The sequence below is a fragment of the Streptosporangium sp. NPDC050284 genome (assembly GCF_044459525.1).
In the GTDB taxonomy this organism is placed as follows: Bacteria; Actinomycetota; Actinomycetes; order Streptosporangiales; family Streptosporangiaceae; genus Streptosporangium.
In genome coordinates, this window is the sequence record NZ_JBITIZ010000011.1 from 292,821 (window position 1) to 310,080 (window position 17,260).

General features: G+C 69.6%; 18 protein-coding genes. 4 read left to right on the top strand and 14 right to left on the bottom strand.

Translation table 11 applies throughout. From position 1 onward, the window contains the following. The first annotated feature begins 174 nt into the window (after positions 1-174). A complete protein-coding gene (locus tag ACIBH4_RS26040; protein ID WP_362513364.1) occupies positions 175-1,428 on the top strand; it encodes an MFS transporter in 1,254 nt (417 codons plus the stop codon). Between the two features lie 59 nt (positions 1,429-1,487). On the opposite strand, the gene ACIBH4_RS26045 is transcribed toward ACIBH4_RS26040, so the two are convergent. The 5 genes from ACIBH4_RS26045 to ACIBH4_RS26065 form a co-directional block, all read right to left on the bottom strand. Continuing rightward, the gene (locus ACIBH4_RS26045; RefSeq protein WP_362768703.1) at positions 1,488-2,456 is read right to left on the bottom strand and encodes an NAD(P)-dependent alcohol dehydrogenase; all 969 of its coding nucleotides are present in this window, start codon (positions 2,454-2,456) and stop codon (positions 1,488-1,490) included. A 29-nt stretch (positions 2,457-2,485) separates the two neighbouring features. Beyond that, entirely contained in the window at positions 2,486-2,755 is a 270-nt protein-coding gene (locus ACIBH4_RS26050) for a hypothetical protein (protein WP_362513370.1), read from the bottom strand. Then, positions 2,756-3,106 carry a winged helix-turn-helix domain-containing protein gene (locus ACIBH4_RS26055; RefSeq protein ID WP_362513373.1) on the bottom strand — a complete coding sequence of 117 codons (351 nt, stop codon included), beginning with the start codon at positions 3,104-3,106 and terminating at the stop codon, positions 2,756-2,758. It abuts the gene before it with no gap. Positions 3,107-3,411: 305 nt separating this feature from the next. Further along, on the bottom strand, positions 3,412-3,909 hold the full coding sequence (locus ACIBH4_RS26060; RefSeq protein ID WP_362513376.1) for a DUF1203 domain-containing protein: 498 nt from the start codon (positions 3,907-3,909) through the stop codon (positions 3,412-3,414). Between the two features lie 158 nt (positions 3,910-4,067). Beyond that, the gene (locus ACIBH4_RS26065) at positions 4,068-5,027 is read right to left on the bottom strand and encodes a superoxide dismutase (protein ID WP_362513378.1); all 960 of its coding nucleotides are present in this window, start codon (positions 5,025-5,027) and stop codon (positions 4,068-4,070) included. A gap of 112 nt (positions 5,028-5,139) precedes the next feature. Here ACIBH4_RS26065 and ACIBH4_RS26070 point away from each other — a divergent pair, with 112 nt between their 5' ends. Beyond that, complete coding sequence (locus ACIBH4_RS26070) at positions 5,140-5,991, top strand: DUF72 domain-containing protein (protein ID WP_362513381.1); 852 nt, start codon at positions 5,140-5,142, stop codon at positions 5,989-5,991. Here ACIBH4_RS26070 and ACIBH4_RS26075 read toward each other — a convergent pair. Both ACIBH4_RS26075 and ACIBH4_RS26080 read right to left on the bottom strand, forming a co-directional pair. Beyond that, positions 5,978-7,423, bottom strand: coding sequence for a DHA2 family efflux MFS transporter permease subunit (locus ACIBH4_RS26075; RefSeq protein ID WP_362768700.1), 1,446 nt, complete (start codon positions 7,421-7,423; stop codon positions 5,978-5,980). The two genes, ACIBH4_RS26070 and ACIBH4_RS26075, sit on opposite strands and share 14 nt — an antisense overlap. A 74-nt stretch (positions 7,424-7,497) precedes the next feature. Further along, positions 7,498-7,986: a MarR family winged helix-turn-helix transcriptional regulator gene (locus ACIBH4_RS26080; RefSeq protein WP_362513387.1), complete on the bottom strand. Its 489-nt coding sequence runs from the start codon at positions 7,984-7,986 to the stop codon at positions 7,498-7,500. A gap of 249 nt (positions 7,987-8,235) precedes the next feature. On the opposite strand from ACIBH4_RS26080, the gene ACIBH4_RS26085 reads away from it, so the two are divergent. Beyond that, on the top strand, positions 8,236-9,201 hold the full coding sequence (locus tag ACIBH4_RS26085) for a serine hydrolase domain-containing protein (RefSeq protein ID WP_362513390.1): 966 nt from the start codon (positions 8,236-8,238) through the stop codon (positions 9,199-9,201). 171 nt (positions 9,202-9,372) lie between these two features. Here the strand turns inward: ACIBH4_RS26085 and ACIBH4_RS26090 are convergent, their stop codons facing one another. The 5 genes from ACIBH4_RS26090 to ACIBH4_RS26110 all read right to left on the bottom strand — a co-directional run bounded on the left by ACIBH4_RS26090 (position 9,373) and on the right by ACIBH4_RS26110 (position 14,109). Then, a complete protein-coding gene (locus tag ACIBH4_RS26090; protein ID WP_362768697.1) occupies positions 9,373-9,618 on the bottom strand; it encodes a hypothetical protein in 246 nt (81 codons plus the stop codon). Positions 9,619-9,933: 315 nt separating this feature from the next. Then, entirely contained in the window at positions 9,934-10,827 is an 894-nt protein-coding gene (locus tag ACIBH4_RS26095) for a L,D-transpeptidase family protein (protein WP_362768694.1), read from the bottom strand. A 531-nt stretch (positions 10,828-11,358) separates the two neighbouring features. After that, positions 11,359-11,778: a Rieske (2Fe-2S) protein gene (locus ACIBH4_RS26100; protein ID WP_362513397.1), complete on the bottom strand. Its 420-nt coding sequence runs from the start codon at positions 11,776-11,778 to the stop codon at positions 11,359-11,361. A gap of 50 nt (positions 11,779-11,828) precedes the next feature. Continuing rightward, positions 11,829-13,439, bottom strand: coding sequence for an ATP-binding protein (locus ACIBH4_RS26105; protein WP_362768691.1), 1,611 nt, complete (start codon positions 13,437-13,439; stop codon positions 11,829-11,831). A 1-nt stretch (position 13,440) separates the two neighbouring features. Then, positions 13,441-14,109 (bottom strand): response regulator transcription factor, encoded by a 669-nt coding sequence (locus ACIBH4_RS26110; protein ID WP_362513403.1) that lies wholly within the window; start codon positions 14,107-14,109, stop codon positions 13,441-13,443. A 208-nt stretch (positions 14,110-14,317) separates the two neighbouring features. Here ACIBH4_RS26110 and ACIBH4_RS26115 point away from each other — a divergent pair, with 208 nt between their 5' ends. Continuing rightward, the gene (locus ACIBH4_RS26115) at positions 14,318-14,854 is read left to right on the top strand and encodes a hypothetical protein (RefSeq protein WP_362513407.1); all 537 of its coding nucleotides are present in this window, start codon (positions 14,318-14,320) and stop codon (positions 14,852-14,854) included. A 362-nt stretch (positions 14,855-15,216) separates the two neighbouring features. Here ACIBH4_RS26115 and ACIBH4_RS26120 read toward each other — a convergent pair whose 3' ends face one another. Together ACIBH4_RS26120 and ACIBH4_RS26125 are read right to left on the bottom strand one after the other, a co-directional pair. After that, positions 15,217-16,308: a hypothetical protein gene (locus tag ACIBH4_RS26120; protein WP_362768688.1), complete on the bottom strand. Its 1,092-nt coding sequence runs from the start codon at positions 16,306-16,308 to the stop codon at positions 15,217-15,219. Positions 16,309-16,556: 248 nt separating this feature from the next. Further along, positions 16,557-17,204, bottom strand: coding sequence for a hypothetical protein (locus ACIBH4_RS26125; RefSeq protein ID WP_362513413.1), 648 nt, complete (start codon positions 17,202-17,204; stop codon positions 16,557-16,559). Positions 17,205-17,260: the final 56 nt, after the last annotated feature.

Below are 17,260 nucleotides of genomic sequence, written 5' to 3' on the forward strand. Positions count from 1 at the left end.
CAGGTAAAGCGGATGGCAAGACTCCCCCCAAAAGTGCTTTCCTGGGTGATCACCCGAGTGGCGAAGCCCCCGGGAGAGGTCGGACGACGGTGGATCGCCGTGGACCCGCACCTCCACCGGACGGTTCGGAAACCATCCGCATCAAACGACCGTGCTGGAGAGCATGTGCCCGTCTTGAGCAGCCCTTGGCGGGCGCCGGTCGTCCTGGCGTACGCGACCTTCGTACTGGCCGGGTTGAACGCCGGTGTGGGCGGAGTGCTGCTGCCCACGCTGATCGGTGACTACGGCGTCGACATGACGACGATCGGCATCACCTTCTTCGTCTCCTCCGCCGGGTTCATGTTCGCCGGATCCACCACGGGCCCGCTGCTCGAGCGCCTCGGTACGCGCCTCTCCCTCGCGGTCGCCGGTGGCCTGTACGTGCTGGCCACGCTGTACATGGCGAGCCGTCCCCCGTTCGCGGCCTTCGTGGCGGTGCAACTGGTGGTCGGTTACGGCACCGGCGTGCTGGAGTCGGTGCTCAACGCCTATCTCGCGGAGCTGCCCTCGGCCACGACGCTGCTCAACCGCCTGCACGCGTTCTTCGGTGTCGGCGCGCTGCTCGGTCCGTTGCTGGCCGCCTGGACGCTGACCTTCCTGCCGTGGACCGCCGTGTGGCTGGTGCTGGCGTTGGCGTGCCTGCCGCTGCTGGCCGGTTTCCTGATCGCCTATCCCAGGCGTACCCCCGACGCCTCCGTGAAGCCCGGCGCCCCGGCCTCTGAGCTCCCCGCGAAGGAGGGGACCCCGTATCCGGATGTCCCGGTGCCCCCGGCGGGCCCCATGGGTTCCGAGCCGGAGCGGGGCGGCCTGCTCACCTCCGTCCTGCGCTCGCCCGCGGTGGTGCTGGCCTCGGTGTTCCTCGCCGTGTACGTCGGCCTGGAGATCAGCGTGGGCAACTGGGGGTTCACCTTCCTGGTGGAGGAGCACGCGCAGACCGGCCTCACCGCCGGCTACATCTCCAGCGGTTACTGGCTCGGGCTGACCCTGGGGCGGTTCCTGATCAGTCCGGTCGCCACCAGGATGGGGCTGACCGCGGTCGGCATGACCTACGCCTGCCTGGTCGGTGTGACGGCGAGCACGGTGCTCACCTGGGTGGCGCCGGGAGTGGTCGTGGCGACCGCAGGTTTCCTCCTGCTCGGCTTCTTCCTCGGGCCCATCTTCCCGACGGCGATGGCGGTGGTGCCCACCCTGACCACGGCCCGGCTGGTGCCGACGGCCATCGGCATCATGAACGGGGTGTCGGTCATCGGCGGCGCGGCGCTTCCCTGGCTGACCGGCGCCATCGGGCAGAGCGTCGGGATCTGGACCCTGATGCCCGCCGTCGTGCTCCTCGCCCTGCTGCAACTCGCCCTCTGGCGGACGATCGTCACCCGGATGAATCCGGCCTGACCCGGTAGCGGACCGAGATCCGCGCGGACGTTCCGGGGGGCGAACGGCATCCACCGGCCTCACACGGTGATGATGATCTTCGCTCGTGCGTGCTCCTCGCTGAAGTACCGCATCGCCTCGGGGAGCTCGCTCAGCGGGTAGGTCCTCTCGATCGCCGGGGTGATCCGCCCGGACTCGATCAGCTCCTTGAGATCGGCGAGGTTCTCCCGGCTTCGCGTCGCCATGTACGCGCGCAGGTTCTGCCGTACGAACGGCGCCAGCACCAACGCTCTCATGGTCCGGCCCATCGGACCGAACCACCGCCCGCCTTTCGAACTGGACAGTACGAGGGTCCCTCCGGGGCTCAACGCGCGCCTGCAGTCGGAGAGCGAGTGGTTTCCCGCGAGGTCGAAGATGAGGTCGTAGCGTCGGCCGCTCCTGGAGAAGTCCTCCCGGGTGTAGTCGACGACGTGGTCGGCACCGAGTGAGCGGACCAGCTCCATGTTTCTGGTGCTGCACACCCCGGTCACCTCCGCCCCGAACGACGCGGCGATCTGCACGGCGAAGGTGCCCACGCCGCCCGACGCCCCGTTGATCAGGACCTTCTGCCCGGCCTTTATCTCGCCACGGTCGCGGAGACCCTGCAGCGCGGTGTTTCCCGAGAGGGGGACGGCGGCCGCCTGCTCGAAGGTGAGGTTGGCCGGCTTCGGGCACGCCAGGTCCCCGGGGACGCGGACGTACTCGGCGAAGCCTCCGCCGTTGACCTCGGCGTACACCTCGTCGCCCGGCCGCAGGCGCGTCACGTTCCGGCCGACGGCCTCGACCTCTCCGGCGATGTCGCGGCCGGGGACCTTCTGCTTCGGCCTGGGCAGCCCGAACGCGAGGCGGCCCAGGTACGGCATACCCGTTATGGTCACCAGGTCGCCGTGGGTCACCGACGCCGCGCGAACGCGCACCAGGACCTCGTCGTCTCCCGGCACCGGTTTGTCGATCTCGTCGAGTCGCAGAACGTCGGAGGAGCCGTACCTTTCCCGGATGATCGCCTTCATCGTGTCCTTCTCATGGGTGGGGGGCCTGTTCACTCGACGGTCCGCAGGATCTGCTCGATCGAGGTCGCGCGCGACCGCACGTCGGAGAGCTCGTTCGACATCCGCTGCTGGGCGTCCATGGTGTTCTCGGCGAGTTGCTCGTAGCGGCGTACGAGCTGTCGCAGGTCCTCCTGGACGGCGGCGGATATCTTCAGCTTGCGGAACTCCAGCACGGTCGCGGCGATGCCGATGATCAGGATCAGGGCGAGGAGTGACAGGCCCAGGATCAGGACCGTGCCCGGCCAGGTCGTCGTGTCCATTCAGGACCGCTCCTTGGGTGCGGGACCCTTCTCGGGGTCCGATGGGGTGAGGGTCTGGGCCGCCTCGGCCACGGTCGAGGCGGTGAGGCGCAGGTGGAAGTCCGTGACCTCGTAGTACTTCATGGCCTTGCCGTCCTCCGAGAGCTCAAGGCTGCCGACGACCAGCCCGGCCGCCTCCAGCCGTTGCAGGTGCATGTGCAGGAGGGGGCGGCTGATCCCGATGTCGCGGGCCAGATGGCTCACGTAGTCACGCCCGTCGGCGAGCTTCGCGACGATGCGCAGCCGCAGCGGGTTGGCGAGCGCCGCGAGCACCACGACCAGTTCGTCGCCGGTCGGCACGGCCCCTGTCATGATGCTCCTTCACCTGTAATAATTTTCTTACATGTGAAATATAACTCATGCATCCCGAATCTGACCAGAGCCGATGGTGTCGATGACCGTGAACTCGTACTCGCAGGGCCGCCGGCGACGGCGGTACACATACGGCGCGGAGGGTCTCGTCGATCTGGGCGATGATCGACGAGACCTTCCGCGCCGTTGGGGTCACCGGGGAAGAATTCGGTGAAGATCTCCGACGCCGTCATCACATGACGGCGTCGTCCGAGGCAGGCGGCGAAGAATTCGCCGCCTGCGGTCAGGCGAGGTACACCTCCGGGTCAGGCACGGTGCACCTCGAACATGAAGCAGCCGAACTCCACCGCCCGTACGTGCACCAGCGCCACGACCGGGTCCGCGAACTGCTCCGCCAGGACGGCCTCCGCCGCGGCGGCGTCGAGGCTGAGGTGCCGGTCCACCAGCCGTCCGCCGAGGATGTTGCCGACCGCGTCGTAGGCGCGGAAGACCCGCCGCTCGCCGCACATCTCGACGGGAAAACCCGTCCCGCCGGGTCCCTCGCACGGCGCGGCGTGCACGAACACCGGGCCCAGCTCCTCGTACGGGCCGGGATCGCCCCCGGTCCGTGCCGCCCACCTGCGCAATGGCGCGTACGCGAGCAGGGCGAGCCGCTCGCCCGGCAGGCTGCGACGCAGGCAGCATCGCAGCGGAGAGCCTCCCTCGGTGTCGGTGACCACGCGGGGCGGGCGCCCGGCGTCGTCGCGGACACGCAGCTCGGCGGCGACCTCGGCTTCGATGGCGAGCGTACGAAGAGTACTCATGGATCCATGCTCGGCCGTGCCGAGGTGGCACGCTGGCGGAAATCGGCCGTCGTTGTGGGCCCCTTCGCGCGGCCGATTTCTCGGTGCGGCGGACGTGCGAGGGCGTGCCCGCAGGGGCGGGCACGCCGATCAGCGGCGGGCGGTCACGAGAAGAACGATCAGTGCCCCTTGACGGCCACCACGTTGTACGGGGTCGTCGGGGTGGGGGTCGTGGTGAAGCGGGCGTTGGGGAGATAGAGGCGGTCGCGGAAGGAGGCGACGGTGGTGGGGACGTCGAAGCGTTCGTCGACGAGTTTGCGGACCACCTTCCCGGAGGTGGCGGCGCGGTCCAGGGAGAGGGACGTGAGGAGGTTCAAACGGTTCTGTACGACGTGGAGGGTGCGGCCCTCCAGCAGCAGGCCGTCCCCGCCTGCCAGGGACTCGGTGCCGATGTCCACCAGGGTGGCGACGCCGGTCGAGGGGTTGACGCGGAACAGCCTGCCGGTGTTGGACTGCACGACGAGCAGGCCCCTGCCGTCGGGGGTCTGGGCGATGCCGTTGGCGTTGTTGCCGGTCGTGTAGACGATGTCCCCGCTCAGCGGAACCTTCGCCGCCTGGGCCGGCAGTGCTCCCCCGCGCCCGAACGCCAGCCTGTACAGCACGGGGTTGGCCGAGTCGGTGAAGTACGCCGCGTCGCGGGTGAGCACGACGTCGTTGACGAACGCGGCGCCGGTGGCGAGCCGGTAGCTCGCGAGCACCTTGCCGGTGCGGGTGTCGATCACGCGGGCGTCGCCGCCCGTGCCGCCGGCGACGAACAACCGCCCGCGCGGGTCGACCTTGAGACCGAGCGACGGGGTGCCGGGTCCCGGATTGATGATCCGGCCCTTCCCCGTGCGCAGGTCGGCCCGGTAGATCGCGCCGGTCCCGCGCGAGCCGAAGTACGCGGACGGCCCCGGGCCGATGGCGATCCCTTCCGGCTGGAAACCGTCGGGAAGGGAGAACTCGGTGGGATATGCCGGCTTCGTGGAGGAGGCGGAGGCCGGGGAGGCGCCGATTCCGGATCCGGTCTCGGCCGCGACCGCGGGCAGGGCCGCCACGAGCACGGCCAGGACCCCTGCCGCGATAAATATCGCCTTCATCGGGAAACATCCCATCTGTCGCGAATGCGATGGTCTATCGGGATGCCCGCTCGGATGATGGATCTAACGTACGACGCCCGGTTCACCCCCGTCCTTGGATAGCGTCGAGGTCATGCGGCTTCATGTGGGATGCGCGATGTGGACCCTCAAGTCATGGCAGGGGACTTTCCTGCCCCACCCGCTCCCGCCGGGAGAGCGCCTGCGGGCCTACGCGACCTGGTGCAACGCGGTGGAGGGCAACACGACGTTCTACGCGACACCGGCGAGGAGCACGGTGGAGTCGTGGGCGCGGCAGACCGCGCCCGACTTCCGCCTGGTGGTGAAGCTGCCGAAGTCGATCACGCACGAGAGGCGCCTCACCGGCGTCGACGAGGAGGTCCGGTCGTTCCTGGAGACGATCGAGCCACTCGGGCCGCGAGCCCACGCCCTCTGGATCCAGCTGCCGGGGTCGTTCGCCCCGACCGACGTCGGCACCCTGGCCGCCTTTCTTCACCGGCTCCCTCGTTCGCACAGGTACGCCGTCGAGGTCCGCCACCGCGCGTTCTTCGACGACGCGCGGTCCGCGCGGCTTCTCGAAGGGGTTCTCGCCGGCGTCGGCGCCGAGTGGGTGCCCTTCGACACCACGACGCTCTTCCGGAGCCCCCCGACCAGCGACACCGAACGGGAGGCGTGGTCGAGGAAGCCCCGCATGCCGCTCCGGTCGGTCGCCCTCACCGACCGGCCGATCGTCCGCTACCTCGGCAGGGACGACACCGAGAGCACGGTCGAGGGCTGGCAGCACTGGATCGGCACGGTCACCGGCTGGCTGCGCGAGGGCCGCTCGCCGACCGTGTTCGTTCACACCCCCGACAACGCCGACGCGCTCACGCTCGCCCGTCGTTTCCACGACGACGTACGGGCCCTGCTGCCGGAGGTCGAGCCGCTGCCCGAGCCCATGCCCACCGAGCCGCTCACCCTTTTCTGACCGGCCTGGGCTGCCGCAGCACGACGAGCGCGACGGTGAAGGCGGCGAGGAGCAGGGCGGCGGCGACACCGAAGGCGAGGTGGTAGCCGCCGGTGAGCGCGGAGGCCGCGCTCTCTCCCGCTGAGAGCAGTTCCTCGGTACGCCGGGCGGCCAGCGTGGACAGCACCGCGACGCCGACGGCCATGCCGATCTGCTGGGTGGTGTTGAACAGCCCGGAGGCCAGGCCCGCGTCGTCGGCCCCCGCGCCGGACATGCCGAGCGTGGTGAGTGCCGGGAGCACCAGCCCGCCGCCGGCGATGAGCAGCATCACCGGGAGCAGGTCGGTGACGTAGTTCGCGTTCACCGGTACGCGGGTGAGCCAGCACATCGCGCAGAACAGGAGCACCAGGCCCGCCAGCAGGACGGCGCGTTCACCGAAACGGGTGTTGAGCCGGGCGGAGAGGAACAGGGACACGCCGCCGATCGCCACCGCCGCGGGGAGCATCGCGAGGCCGGTGTCGAGGGCGCCGTAGCCGAGGACCCTCTGCATGTAGAGCGCGACGATGATCTGGAAGGCGAACATGGCCGACAGCGTCAGGATCTGGGCCAGGTTCGCGCCCGACACGTTGCGCGAGCGAAGGATCCGCAGCGGCATCAGCGGGGTTCTCGCGGTCGCCTGGCGGACGAAGAACGCGGCGAGCAGGGCGAGCGAGACCGCGCCGAGGCCAAGGGTGCGGGCCGCGAGCCAGCCGTACTCCTCGATCTTGACCACGGTGTAGAGGCCCAGCATCAGCCCGCCGGTGACCAGTACGGCGCCGAGGACGTCGGCTCCGGCGGCGAGCCCGATCCCGCGCTCGCCCGGCAGCGCCCGGATCGCCAGCGCGATCGTGACCAGCCCGATCGGCAGGTTGATGAAGAAGATCCAGTGCCAGCTGAGCGCGTCGGTGAGGACCCCGCCCAGGACCTGGCCGATCGAGGCCCCGGCGGCGCCGGTGAAGCTGAAGACGCCGATCGCCTTCGCGCGCTCCCCGGGCTCGGTGAACAGCGTCACCAGGATGCCCAGCACGACCGCCGAGGCCATCGCGCTGCCGACACCCTGCAGGAACCGGGCGGTGATCAGCATGCCGGGCCCCGTGGACATTCCGGCCAGCAGCGACGCGGCGGCGAAGACCGTGTTCCCCGCGAGGAACATGGTCTTGCGGCCGACGAGGTCGCCCAGCCGGCCGGCGAGGAGGAGCAGCCCGCCGAAGGCGATGAGGTAGGCGTTGACGGTCCAGCTGAGCCCGGCGGACGAGAAGCCCAGGTCCGCCTGGATGGTCGGCATCGCCACGGTCACGATGCTGCCGTCCAGGATCGTCATCAACATCGTGGCGGACAGCACGGCGAGCGCCGTCCAGCGCGAGGGAGACGTATCGGTGCGGGCGGGGCGTGGGGAAGGTGCGGTACGCGACATGGGGTCGCCTCCTGTTCAGGGGGAACAGGAGAGACCGTAGCAGATGGTTTTGTTATAGACGATCCTCTGTGGACCTACTTTGTGCGCTGTCGTGCCCGCCGGACTCCCTGCGGCGCCTCCGCGGGGGTGGCCAGATGTCCCGTCACCAGGCGCTTCATGGCCCGTACGAGCACCTCGCCCTCGTCTCCCGGCAGAGCGCCCAGGGTCGCCCTGTGCACGCCGTCGACGATCTCCTGGCTCTGCCGCGCGACCTGCGCGCCCTTCTCGGTGACCGCGATGATCCGGGCCCGCCGATCCGTGCTCGACGGGCGGCGTTCGGCGAGGCCCGCCTTCTCCAGGGCGTCGACCGTGACCACCATCGTGGTCTTGTCCATGTCGCCGAGCTCGGCGAGCTGGATCTGCGTGCGCTCCTCCTCCAGGGCGTGGACCAGCACGCAGTGCATCCGTGCCGTGAGCCCGATCTCGGCGAGCGCCGCCGCCATCCGGGTCCTCAGGACATGGCCGGCGTGGTCCAGCAGGAAAGAGAGATCCGGCTCGGTACGGGCGGGTGCCATCGCGGTCATGCTCCTTACCATAGCCAACCGGTACCGTTCGGGATTATCCGCAAGCGGACGCACTCGTCAGGGCCCGGCCGACCGCGTTCGATCGGCGAAGTCCCTTCGCGGTCCGCGGCCGGGCAAAGGGGGCCTGCCGGAAACGAGGTGAGAAAGGCACGGTCAGTGGCCGGCGGGCGTGACGGCCGCGGCCTCCGACGCGCACCGTGATCAACGAGAGGTTGATCCTGACACGGTGGCAGGGCGTAGAACGGAACCATGAGCAGCGACACACTCAACGACCGTCTCGCCCTGGCCGTGAAGCAGGGCCGGGTGCCCGACCTCCACGGCGTGGTCGCCGTCCGCCACGGCCAGGTGATCCTTGAGCACTACGGCGAGGGCGAGGACTTCAAGCTGAACGAGCCGCTCGGCCCGGTGCGCTTCACGCCCGACACGCTCCACGACCTCCGCTCGATCACCAAGAGCGTCGTCGGCCTCCTGTACGGCATCGCCCTGGCCGACGGCGAGGTGCCGGAGCCGCGCGAGCCACTGCTCCGGCACTTCCCCGAGTATTCGGACCTTTCACAGGATCCCCGGCGCGCAGCGCTCACGGTCGAGCACGCCCTCACCATGACGCTCGGCCTGGAGTGGGACGAGAGCGTCCCCTACACAAGCGCGGCGAACAGCGAGATCGCGATGGAGTTGTCCCCCGACCGTTTCCGCTACGTCCTGGAGCAGCGGATCGTGGAGGAGCCGGGCAGGAAGTGGTCATACTGCGGAGGCGCCTCCGCGCTGGTGGCGCGGCTCATCGCGAAGGGCACCGGACGGGCGGTGGAGGACTACGCGCGTGCCAGGCTGTTCGAACCGCTGGGCATCACGCGCTTCGAGTGGTCGTCCGGCGAGGACGGGACGGCGATGGCCGCCTCCGGGCTGCGGCTCACCCCCCGCGACCTTCTCGCGATCGGGCGACTCGTGCTCGAAGGGGGCGGCGACGTCGTCCCCTCGTCCTGGCTGAAGACGGCCCTGCACCCGCACGTGCGGATCGACGAGGACCTCCACTACGGCTACCACTGGTATTCGGGCGACACGTGGAAGGGAGGGTCGGGCAACGGCGGCCAGGTGATCTACGTGGCGCCCGCGCTGGACCTGGTCGTCGCCATCACCGGAGGACAGTACGACACGCGCGATCGCTCGATGACCTCGATCGTGCTCGAAGAGGTGATCCTGGAGGGGATCAGGTCATGAAGACGCGCCCGCGGGCGATATCGACTGCCGGACGCCGCCAGGTGATGGGGGAATCGGGGACGTATTGGGGTCCATCGGCTCGCCTGACCACGCCGCCGGGACGGCTCCGTGCGGGCTACCGGAAGGCGCGTCGAATGTAGGCGACAGCGTCCCTCCACGCGGGGAAGTGCGTCAGGGGTTCTTCGTCCGCGGCCGCTGCGTGATCGTGTTCCTGACGATCCACAGGACGCTCTGGTGGATCGCCACCCCGGCGGAGACGTTGAGCACTCCCAGCGCGGCCGCCGTCATGAGTGACCCGTCGAGCCCGATCGCGTCGCCGGCGAGGAGCACCACCGGCCAGAACACGGCGGCGGCGAGGAGGGAGGCGCGCCACCAGCGTCCGAAGACCAGGCCGAACAGGATCATGGTTGGTATCACGATGCACGCCCTTCGGAATGATCTGCCGACATCCTCATCATCACCTCGGGGCGTCGGTTCTAAGCCCTCGAGATCGGCTCGATCGGCGTACAGGCCGGGATTTTCGCGGCGAAACCGGCGCGGGGCGCCCGCACGGCTCGTCACAGGCGTCCGCGCGCAGGTGAATGCGCACCGCCGGGCCAGGCCCGCACGGCTTGTCGCAGGCGTCCGCGCCCACGCGAGTGCGCACTGCGAGCCGGGCCAGGCCCGCACGGCTTGTCGCAGGCGTCCGCGCCCACGTGGGCGCGATCTCCCGGATCCGGTGCGCCCGTACGGTCACCGATGGCCACCGGCGTCACCTCCCGTCCGGTGGCCGGTGGAGCGCCCTGGACGCGAGGAGTTCTTGTACGAGCGGTGCGGAGCCTCGACAGGTCGTGCCTTCGGGATTCGCGGACGTCGCTCCCCGCGAACCCTCATCGCACGTCCGGTGAGAGCCTCCGGGCGGCGGACGTACACGGGAGTCCCCGGCTGAAGGAACCGATAGAGGTCGAGGGCGTTGTGCAGCGGGACCCGGACGCACCCGTGGGACGCGGGGAAGCGGGGGACGAGGGTGGAACCGTGGATCGCGATGCCGCCGTTGAAGTAGACGGGATAGAACATCGCCCCCAGGATCCCCGTGGACCAGCCGGGGACCCGCACTCCCACCCGATAGTCGCCGACCGGGGTCGAGGCGAACCCGCAGTGGCCCTTCTCGCAGTACGGCCTGCGGGCGCCGGTGGAGATGTGGGTCACCAGCACGGGTTTCCCGTCTCTCCACGCGATGAGGAGCTGGCGCCGCAGATCGATCTCGGCCCTTTCCCGCTCCGCGTACGTCACCAGGGGCCTGATCCGGCGAGGGCGCAGGAGGGCCTGCCAGGTCGGTAGGTCGATTCTGTCGACGGGTTTCAATCCGTTCGCCTTCTGGAATGCCCATACGGTCATTCGCAGAGCGGAGTCGTACAGAGGGCTGAGGTTTCCCGGGAAAAATCCCAGATCCTTGAGTCTTTTCTTCGCGTTGTGCACCTCTATTCCCCTGCTGCCTGTTCTGAGGACCGTGAATTGATCCGGCAGTGGGAGGTGCCGGGAGTCGGGGGTGGGGTCGGCCACGGCGGGCGCGATGCCGAAGGGGAGGGTTGTGGCCAGGGCGAAGACGGTGCCGGTGATCAGGGAACGTCTGACTGTGCCTCGCATGGTGTGACGTCTATCCGCGGTGAGGCGCGATCAACCCTTTGACATTACTTGCCGGAGAGTGAGACTTGTACATCCGCATGCGATTCACGGGTTATCTCGGGCGAGTTTTCCCGGGTAAATACGTATATATTTCCCGGTGGCGTTATGTGGTGATATCGACAAGGTATTTCGGAAAACGTTCACCGGGTACGCGTATGGCGGGCCGCCCGGCCACGAGCGCGGAAGCCGAGTGTCTCCCGTCGCCGCGCGGACACCGGATGACTCTTACCGAGCGAGAGCTCCCACGGCGGCCTCCGGGTCTCCTGTGGCCGTGCGGTCATCGGATATCCCGCCCCCGGAGTGACATCTCCTGTCCCTCGGGAGCGGGTGCGATCCGCCGAGACCGTCCTGGCCTCCGGGCGAAGCGTATTGATTCACGTGAAACCTTCGCCGACGTCCGGGGAGGTCATCGGTCCGGTTCGCCCATCCGGCTGCTCCGGCTCCGTTCGGCTCGCTCGCGCGCTCCGGCCGGCCACGCCTGAGGCCGGGCGGTCAGCTCAGCCTGATGATCCCCTTGGAGACCTTGATCTTCCTGCGGGCCAGCGGCTGCTTGGCGGGGCCTCTGGCCACCGAGCCGTCGGCGATCCTGAATTTGCTGCCGTGGCAGGGGCAGTTGATGGTCCCGCCGCGGATGGTGGCGACGGTGCAGCCCTGGTGCGTGCACTTCGCGCTGAAGGCACGGAAGGTGCCCTTCACCGGCTGGGTGACCACCCACGTTCCCTTGATGATCCGGCCGCCGCCGACGGGGATGCCGCTCGTCCTGGCGAGGATGGGACCGGCGGTCTCCTCGGACTCCTGGGTCTCCGAGGACGCCTGGGCGGGGCGTACCCACGTGGCGGCCGACGCGATCACGGCGGCGGCGCCGCCCGCGAGACCTCGGAAGATCATCAGGCGACGGGTTGGGGCGGGCATGGTGGGCCTCCTGGGGAGTGAAGGGCTCCGTGATAGATCACTTGCGTGGTTCATATCACAGGAAAACGGGCCTGTAGCCAGGCTTCGCGATCTTTCCCCGCGACGCGCAGGCTCCCACCGTGCCGTACCGCGATATCCCTCGCGATGGCGAGCCCGAGCCCCGCACCGCCCGCGTCCCTGTCCCTGGCCTCGTCCAGCCGGGTGAAGCGGTCGAAGACCGCCTCGTGGTGCTCGGCGGGAATGCCCGGCCCGTCGTCGCGCACGTCGAGCACCGCCTCGCCGCCGTCCGTGGCCAGCCGGACGGCGACCGTGGAACTCGCGTGGCGTACGGCGTTGTCCACCAGATTGGCCACCAGGCGGCGCAGCTGCCCGGCGGAGCCCATGACCACGGTGTCGGCCGCCACCTCCAGCGTGACCTTGACCTCCGGCCTGGGCCTCGACCTGGTCGCCTCCTCGGCGGTCACCTGGCCGAGATCCACCTCCTCGTGGCAGGCGGGTTCACCGGCGTCCAGGCGGGCGAGCAGGAGGAGATCGGAGGTGAGCGCCTGGATCCGCTCCACGTCGGTCAGCGCCTCGGCCGCGAGCGGCCCCGGCTGGGCCAGCTCCAGGCGGGTCCGCAGGATGGCGAGCGGACTGCGGAGCTCATGGGCCGCGTCGGCGACGAAGCGCTTGTGCCGGCCGACGGCCAGTTCGAGCCGGTCGAGTGTGCTGTTCATGGTCTCGGCGAGGCGGGCGATCTCGTCGCGCGATCTCGGTACGGGGACCCGCCGGTGCAGGTCGTTCGCGGTGATGTCGGCCACCTCGGCGCGGATGGCCGAGACCGGTGCCAGCGCCCGGCCGACGGTGATCCAGGTCAGGACGGCGACCAGCAGAAGCAACGCGGGAATGCCGGGAAGCAGCAGGCCGCGCAGGGACCTCAGGGCGTCCACCGTGGGCTCCATCGATGCCCTGGCCTGCACGAACAACGTGCCGTTCGCGGTGTCCACCGGCATCGTGGCGAGGGCGAAGGAGCCGCCGGACGCCCATGGCGCCGGCTCGGCGAGCTGGAACGCCGGCGCGCCCGCCACACTCCGCAGGGCCACCGCGGGGGGTGACGTCTTGCCCGTCGTGCCCTCGGCGGCCTCCGAGGGTGACGCCGTGCCCCTCACGGCCGCCTCCGGAGGCGACGCCTCGTCCGCTGTGCCCTTCGCCGCCGCAGGGGGTGACAGCTCGTCCGCCGTGCCCCTCATGACCGCCTCCGGGGGTGACGCTGTGCTCTTTCCCTTGAACGGCGGGACCGCGACCGCCGAAGTCGGCCGTACGGGGTGCGTGAAAATCTTGATGTCGGGATCGAGAAGGGTCGTTTCCGAATGTCGAAGAACCCCGGCCGCCGTTCCTGTGACGGTCACCACGGTGGCCGACGGAGCGTCGGCCCTCGCCACGGCCGTCGCGGGAACGGCGACCCGCGTGACGTCGATCGTCGGAACGTCGAGCATCACCGTGCCACCGGTGAGGACGTCGGCGGTCGCGACGGCGCGACGGGCGGCCTCGTCGGAGGCGCTGCGCGTGAGGCTCCCCGTCAGCACGCCGACGAGCACCGCCGACGCCACCCCCAGCGCCACCGCGACGATCGCGGTGGCCGCGAGGGTCGCCCGGAGCCGTACGGAAAGACGTGATGTCATCTCAGGCCTCCAACCGGTAGCCGGCGCCGCGCACGGTCACCAGTGACGAGCGGCCGAACGGAGCGTCGATCTTGCGGCGCAGCGCGCTGACGTAGACCTCGATGATGTTCGGGTCGCCGTCGTAGGAGAAGTCCCACGCCTGGGCGAGCAGCTCGCTCTTGGAGACGACCTCCCCCTGCCTGCGCGCCAGGCCGTGCAGGACCGCGAACTCCTTGGGCGTGAGAGAGATCGCCGTGTCGCCCCGGCGGCAGCGGAGCCCCGCCGGATCGATGGTCAGGTCGCCGACCACGATGGACACCGGCCGCGCCCCGCCGCCCCTGCGCACCAGCGCGCGCAGCCGGGCCAGCAGCACCACGTAGGAGAACGGTTTGGACAGGAAGTCGTCCGCGCCCGTGTCCAGGGCCTCGGCCTCGTCGTGCACCCCGTCCTTGGCGGTCAGCATCAGGATCGGCGTCCAGTTCTCCGCGTCGCGGAGCTTGGCGCAGACGGCGTAGCCGTTCATCCGGGGCAGCATGACGTCGAGCACGATCACGTCGTACGGGTTCTCGGTCGCCATCCACAGGCCGTCGCGCCCGTCGTACGCGACGTCGACGGCGAACCCCTCGCCTGCCAGCCCTTCCTTCAGGAGATGAGCCAGGCGTTTCTCGTCCTCAACCAGCAGCACGCGCATGCCGCTCAGACTGCCGTACCGCGCCTAAAGCCAACCTGAAGATGACTTCCGGCGCCTTCAGCCTGGGTTCAGGCAGCGGGCGGGAAGCTGTGGCCTCCGGAACGGCGGGCCGGTCCGCTCGCCGATTCGTTCGTCGATCCGCCTGCCCCATCGATCCGCCCGACCCGTCGATCCGTCCGACATCGATCCGTCTGACAAGGAGAAACACATGCGTATTCGCATGCTCGCCGCCGCCGTGGTGACCGCGGGTGCTCTGATGGCCACGCTGACCGGGGCCGCCAGTGCCGACACACCCACCCCCGTTCCCCTTCCCAAGGATGGTGTCGCGCTGCGCGTCGACTGCGAGGGCGGCGGCCGGATAAGCCTGACGACGCGCACGCTCACCGAGGCCGAGCGTAAGGAACTGGAGAAGGGCGGAGCCGCTCTCGCGGTGCCCGCCGTTCCCGTCCCGCCGCTCGGGGAGACCGGTGAGGTCAGGAAGGCCGAAGCAGGTCGCGTCACGATCACCAAGGACATCAGGAAGGCGAAGCCGGCCGCGGATCCCTCCGCCCTGCCCGAGGACGTCACGGTCATGGCCGTGCCGGCCGTTCCCGCAGGGGCGCAGAGGTCCGGCGAGGCGGCCACACTCTCCACGGCCGTGCCCGTCCCCGACGGGGACGCGGTCACCGAGGTGAGGGTGGCGCAGAAGTTCTCGGAGGGCGACGTGCCCACCGTCACCTGCGTCATGAAGGCCGAGGAGAAGTGATCTCGCGGGGACGCCGCGCAAGCGGAGAGGCGTCCCCGCAAAGACCTGCGAACCGGCCGGGACATCCGTGCGGGAATGGCCCGGCCGGTTCGCAGCCGGCTCGGAGGCGATCCGGGAGGCCTGACCGGTCCGTGGCCACCGGGCCACAGGGTCATCAGGTCACGGAGTAACCGGGCTACAGAGCCACCGGACCACAGAGCCACCGGGGACGACCGCGCGGGATCGCGGGACCGACCCGGGAGTCCGCGCCGTACAGGGGACGGCGCGGCTCACCCTCCGGTGAAGGTCTTCCGACGCACGGGCTCGGAGCCGGGAAGAACGGGCTCCGAGCGATGGAAGACCCTCTGAAGGGGACGCGGTGTTCAGTCCTCGGGGAAGGACGGGTGCGGGCCCAGGGCCCAGTACTCGTACAACCCGTAGCCGATCCGGCCGTCGTACTCGAAGCGGCCGACCGCGTCGACCATGCCCCACATCTTCGGGGCGTCCTCGGGCAGCGTGTGGGTGACGCCCTGGACCACCGGGTGGGAACCCTGGTACATGCCGTGCTTCCAATCCGATTCCAGGCCATATCCGGTGCCCACCATCAGGTGCACCGGGAGAATCGGGACGCAGTGCAGGTCGAAGGGCTTCCCGCCCGGCGGGGAGAAGGAGATCGTCGCCTCGCGCACCTCCCGGGTGCCGTCCACGTACGTCGGGCGATACTCGGGACGGCCGAGATACTCCTCCTCACCCTCCCGCGCGGACCCGAACCCCCACACGCGCACCGCCTCCTCCAGCACCCGGCGGCCCTTCTCGTCCTCCTGGATGATGCAGAGGATGGCGTGGTCGTCGAACTGGACAGGCGTGTAGAGCCAGTAGAAAGTCCCCGCGTTGCGCGCCTGGATGCCCGGGGGCTCGGGCTCACCGACGGGGCGGATGCCCCACGAGCGGTCGCGGGTGCCCTGCCAGTGGTCGGGGGTGACCTCGACGCGCTCGTCGCCGATCAGGATGTGCCCGGTCCACCGGCCGGTCTGGGCCATCCGGGAGGAGTCGAACACCACGCGTTCCTGCCGGCGCAGGAAGTGCCGGGGTTCGAGCGTGGCCGGCACGGTGCCCTCCCAGGTGAGGTCGAAGGACAGGCCGTGCTCCGTGGGGTCGAGCACCACCCGCAGCCGTCGCAGTCCCTCGATCACCTCGACCCTGAACGGGCCGACCCTCGTGTCCATCCGGTCGTCGCCGAGCTCCCGGGAGGCCCTGACCACGCGGTGCAGGTTGCGGTGGCGTACGCAGGCGAACGCGTCGGTGACCCCCAGGTTGGGATACTGGCCGAGGCCGATGATGAGCATCAGCTCGTCGGATCCGGCGTGGCAGTTGAAGTAGTACCGGTCGTAGAAGTTGCGGTCCGACGTCGTGACGTGCCGCATCACCTCGGACGACTGGTGTACGGGATGGTCGTCGAGGGGCGACAGCGTCATCGGTGCTCCTTGGGCCGGGGAACACGTTCTAACAAGCGCTTGGTGATCGGTCAATGGGGCGCCACCCGGAAGTTCGATCAACGGGGTGCCGCGCGGAAACACGCCCGATGGGCCGCCACACGAAAGTACGGCCCGCACCTTCGCGGTGCGGGCCGTACTTTCTGCCGACGTCGTACGCCGTGATCGGTTGCGCGCCGTGTCCGGGTGCCGAGCGGGAGCCCGGTCATCCGAGAGGCGCGCCCCAACCCCTAAGGGGTTCTCTTCGGCGTTTGCGACGTGTGCGACGCGTGTTCCGCCTTGGTGTCGGCAGCCTTGTCGGTGACCTTGGCACCGACCTCCTCGGCCTTCTTCACGGCGTCATCCACCGCGCCGGAGGCCTTTCCGGCCACCGCCTCCGTCTTCTGCCCCACCCACTGGGACGCGTCGGAGGCGCTCTCCTTCAGAGTGTCCGCCCACTGGTCGGCGTTCTTGCGGTACAGAACGTAGCCCGCCGCAGCGATCGCGATGCCCGTGAACAGCAGGAACATCGGTGTTTTCCTGGACTTCACAGGAGTGGGATCGATCCTCGCGGCGGCCTGGGACAGCGCGGCGCTGAGTCTCGGCGCGAGCTGCTCCTCGATCGAGTGCGCAGCGGCGTCAAGCCTCGGTGCCGCCCACCCACGTGCCACGATGATCTTCTCGCTCGCCACGCCGCGGGCCTGGCCGGCCGCTTCACGGGCCTGACCGGCCATCTCACGAGCTTGACCGGCCACGTCGCGAGCCTGAAGGGCTACGTCATGTGCGTGCTGACTCGCCGCGTCACGGGCATGACTGGCCATTGGGCCGACCCGATCCGCGGCTCGGACGGCCTGAGCCTTCACGTGGCGCAGCCGCCTTTCCGGTGCCACGATCTTCATGTGGCGCTTTCCAAACAGTGCTAGAGGCACAACAACCTCCCCATTCGTTGGGGCCC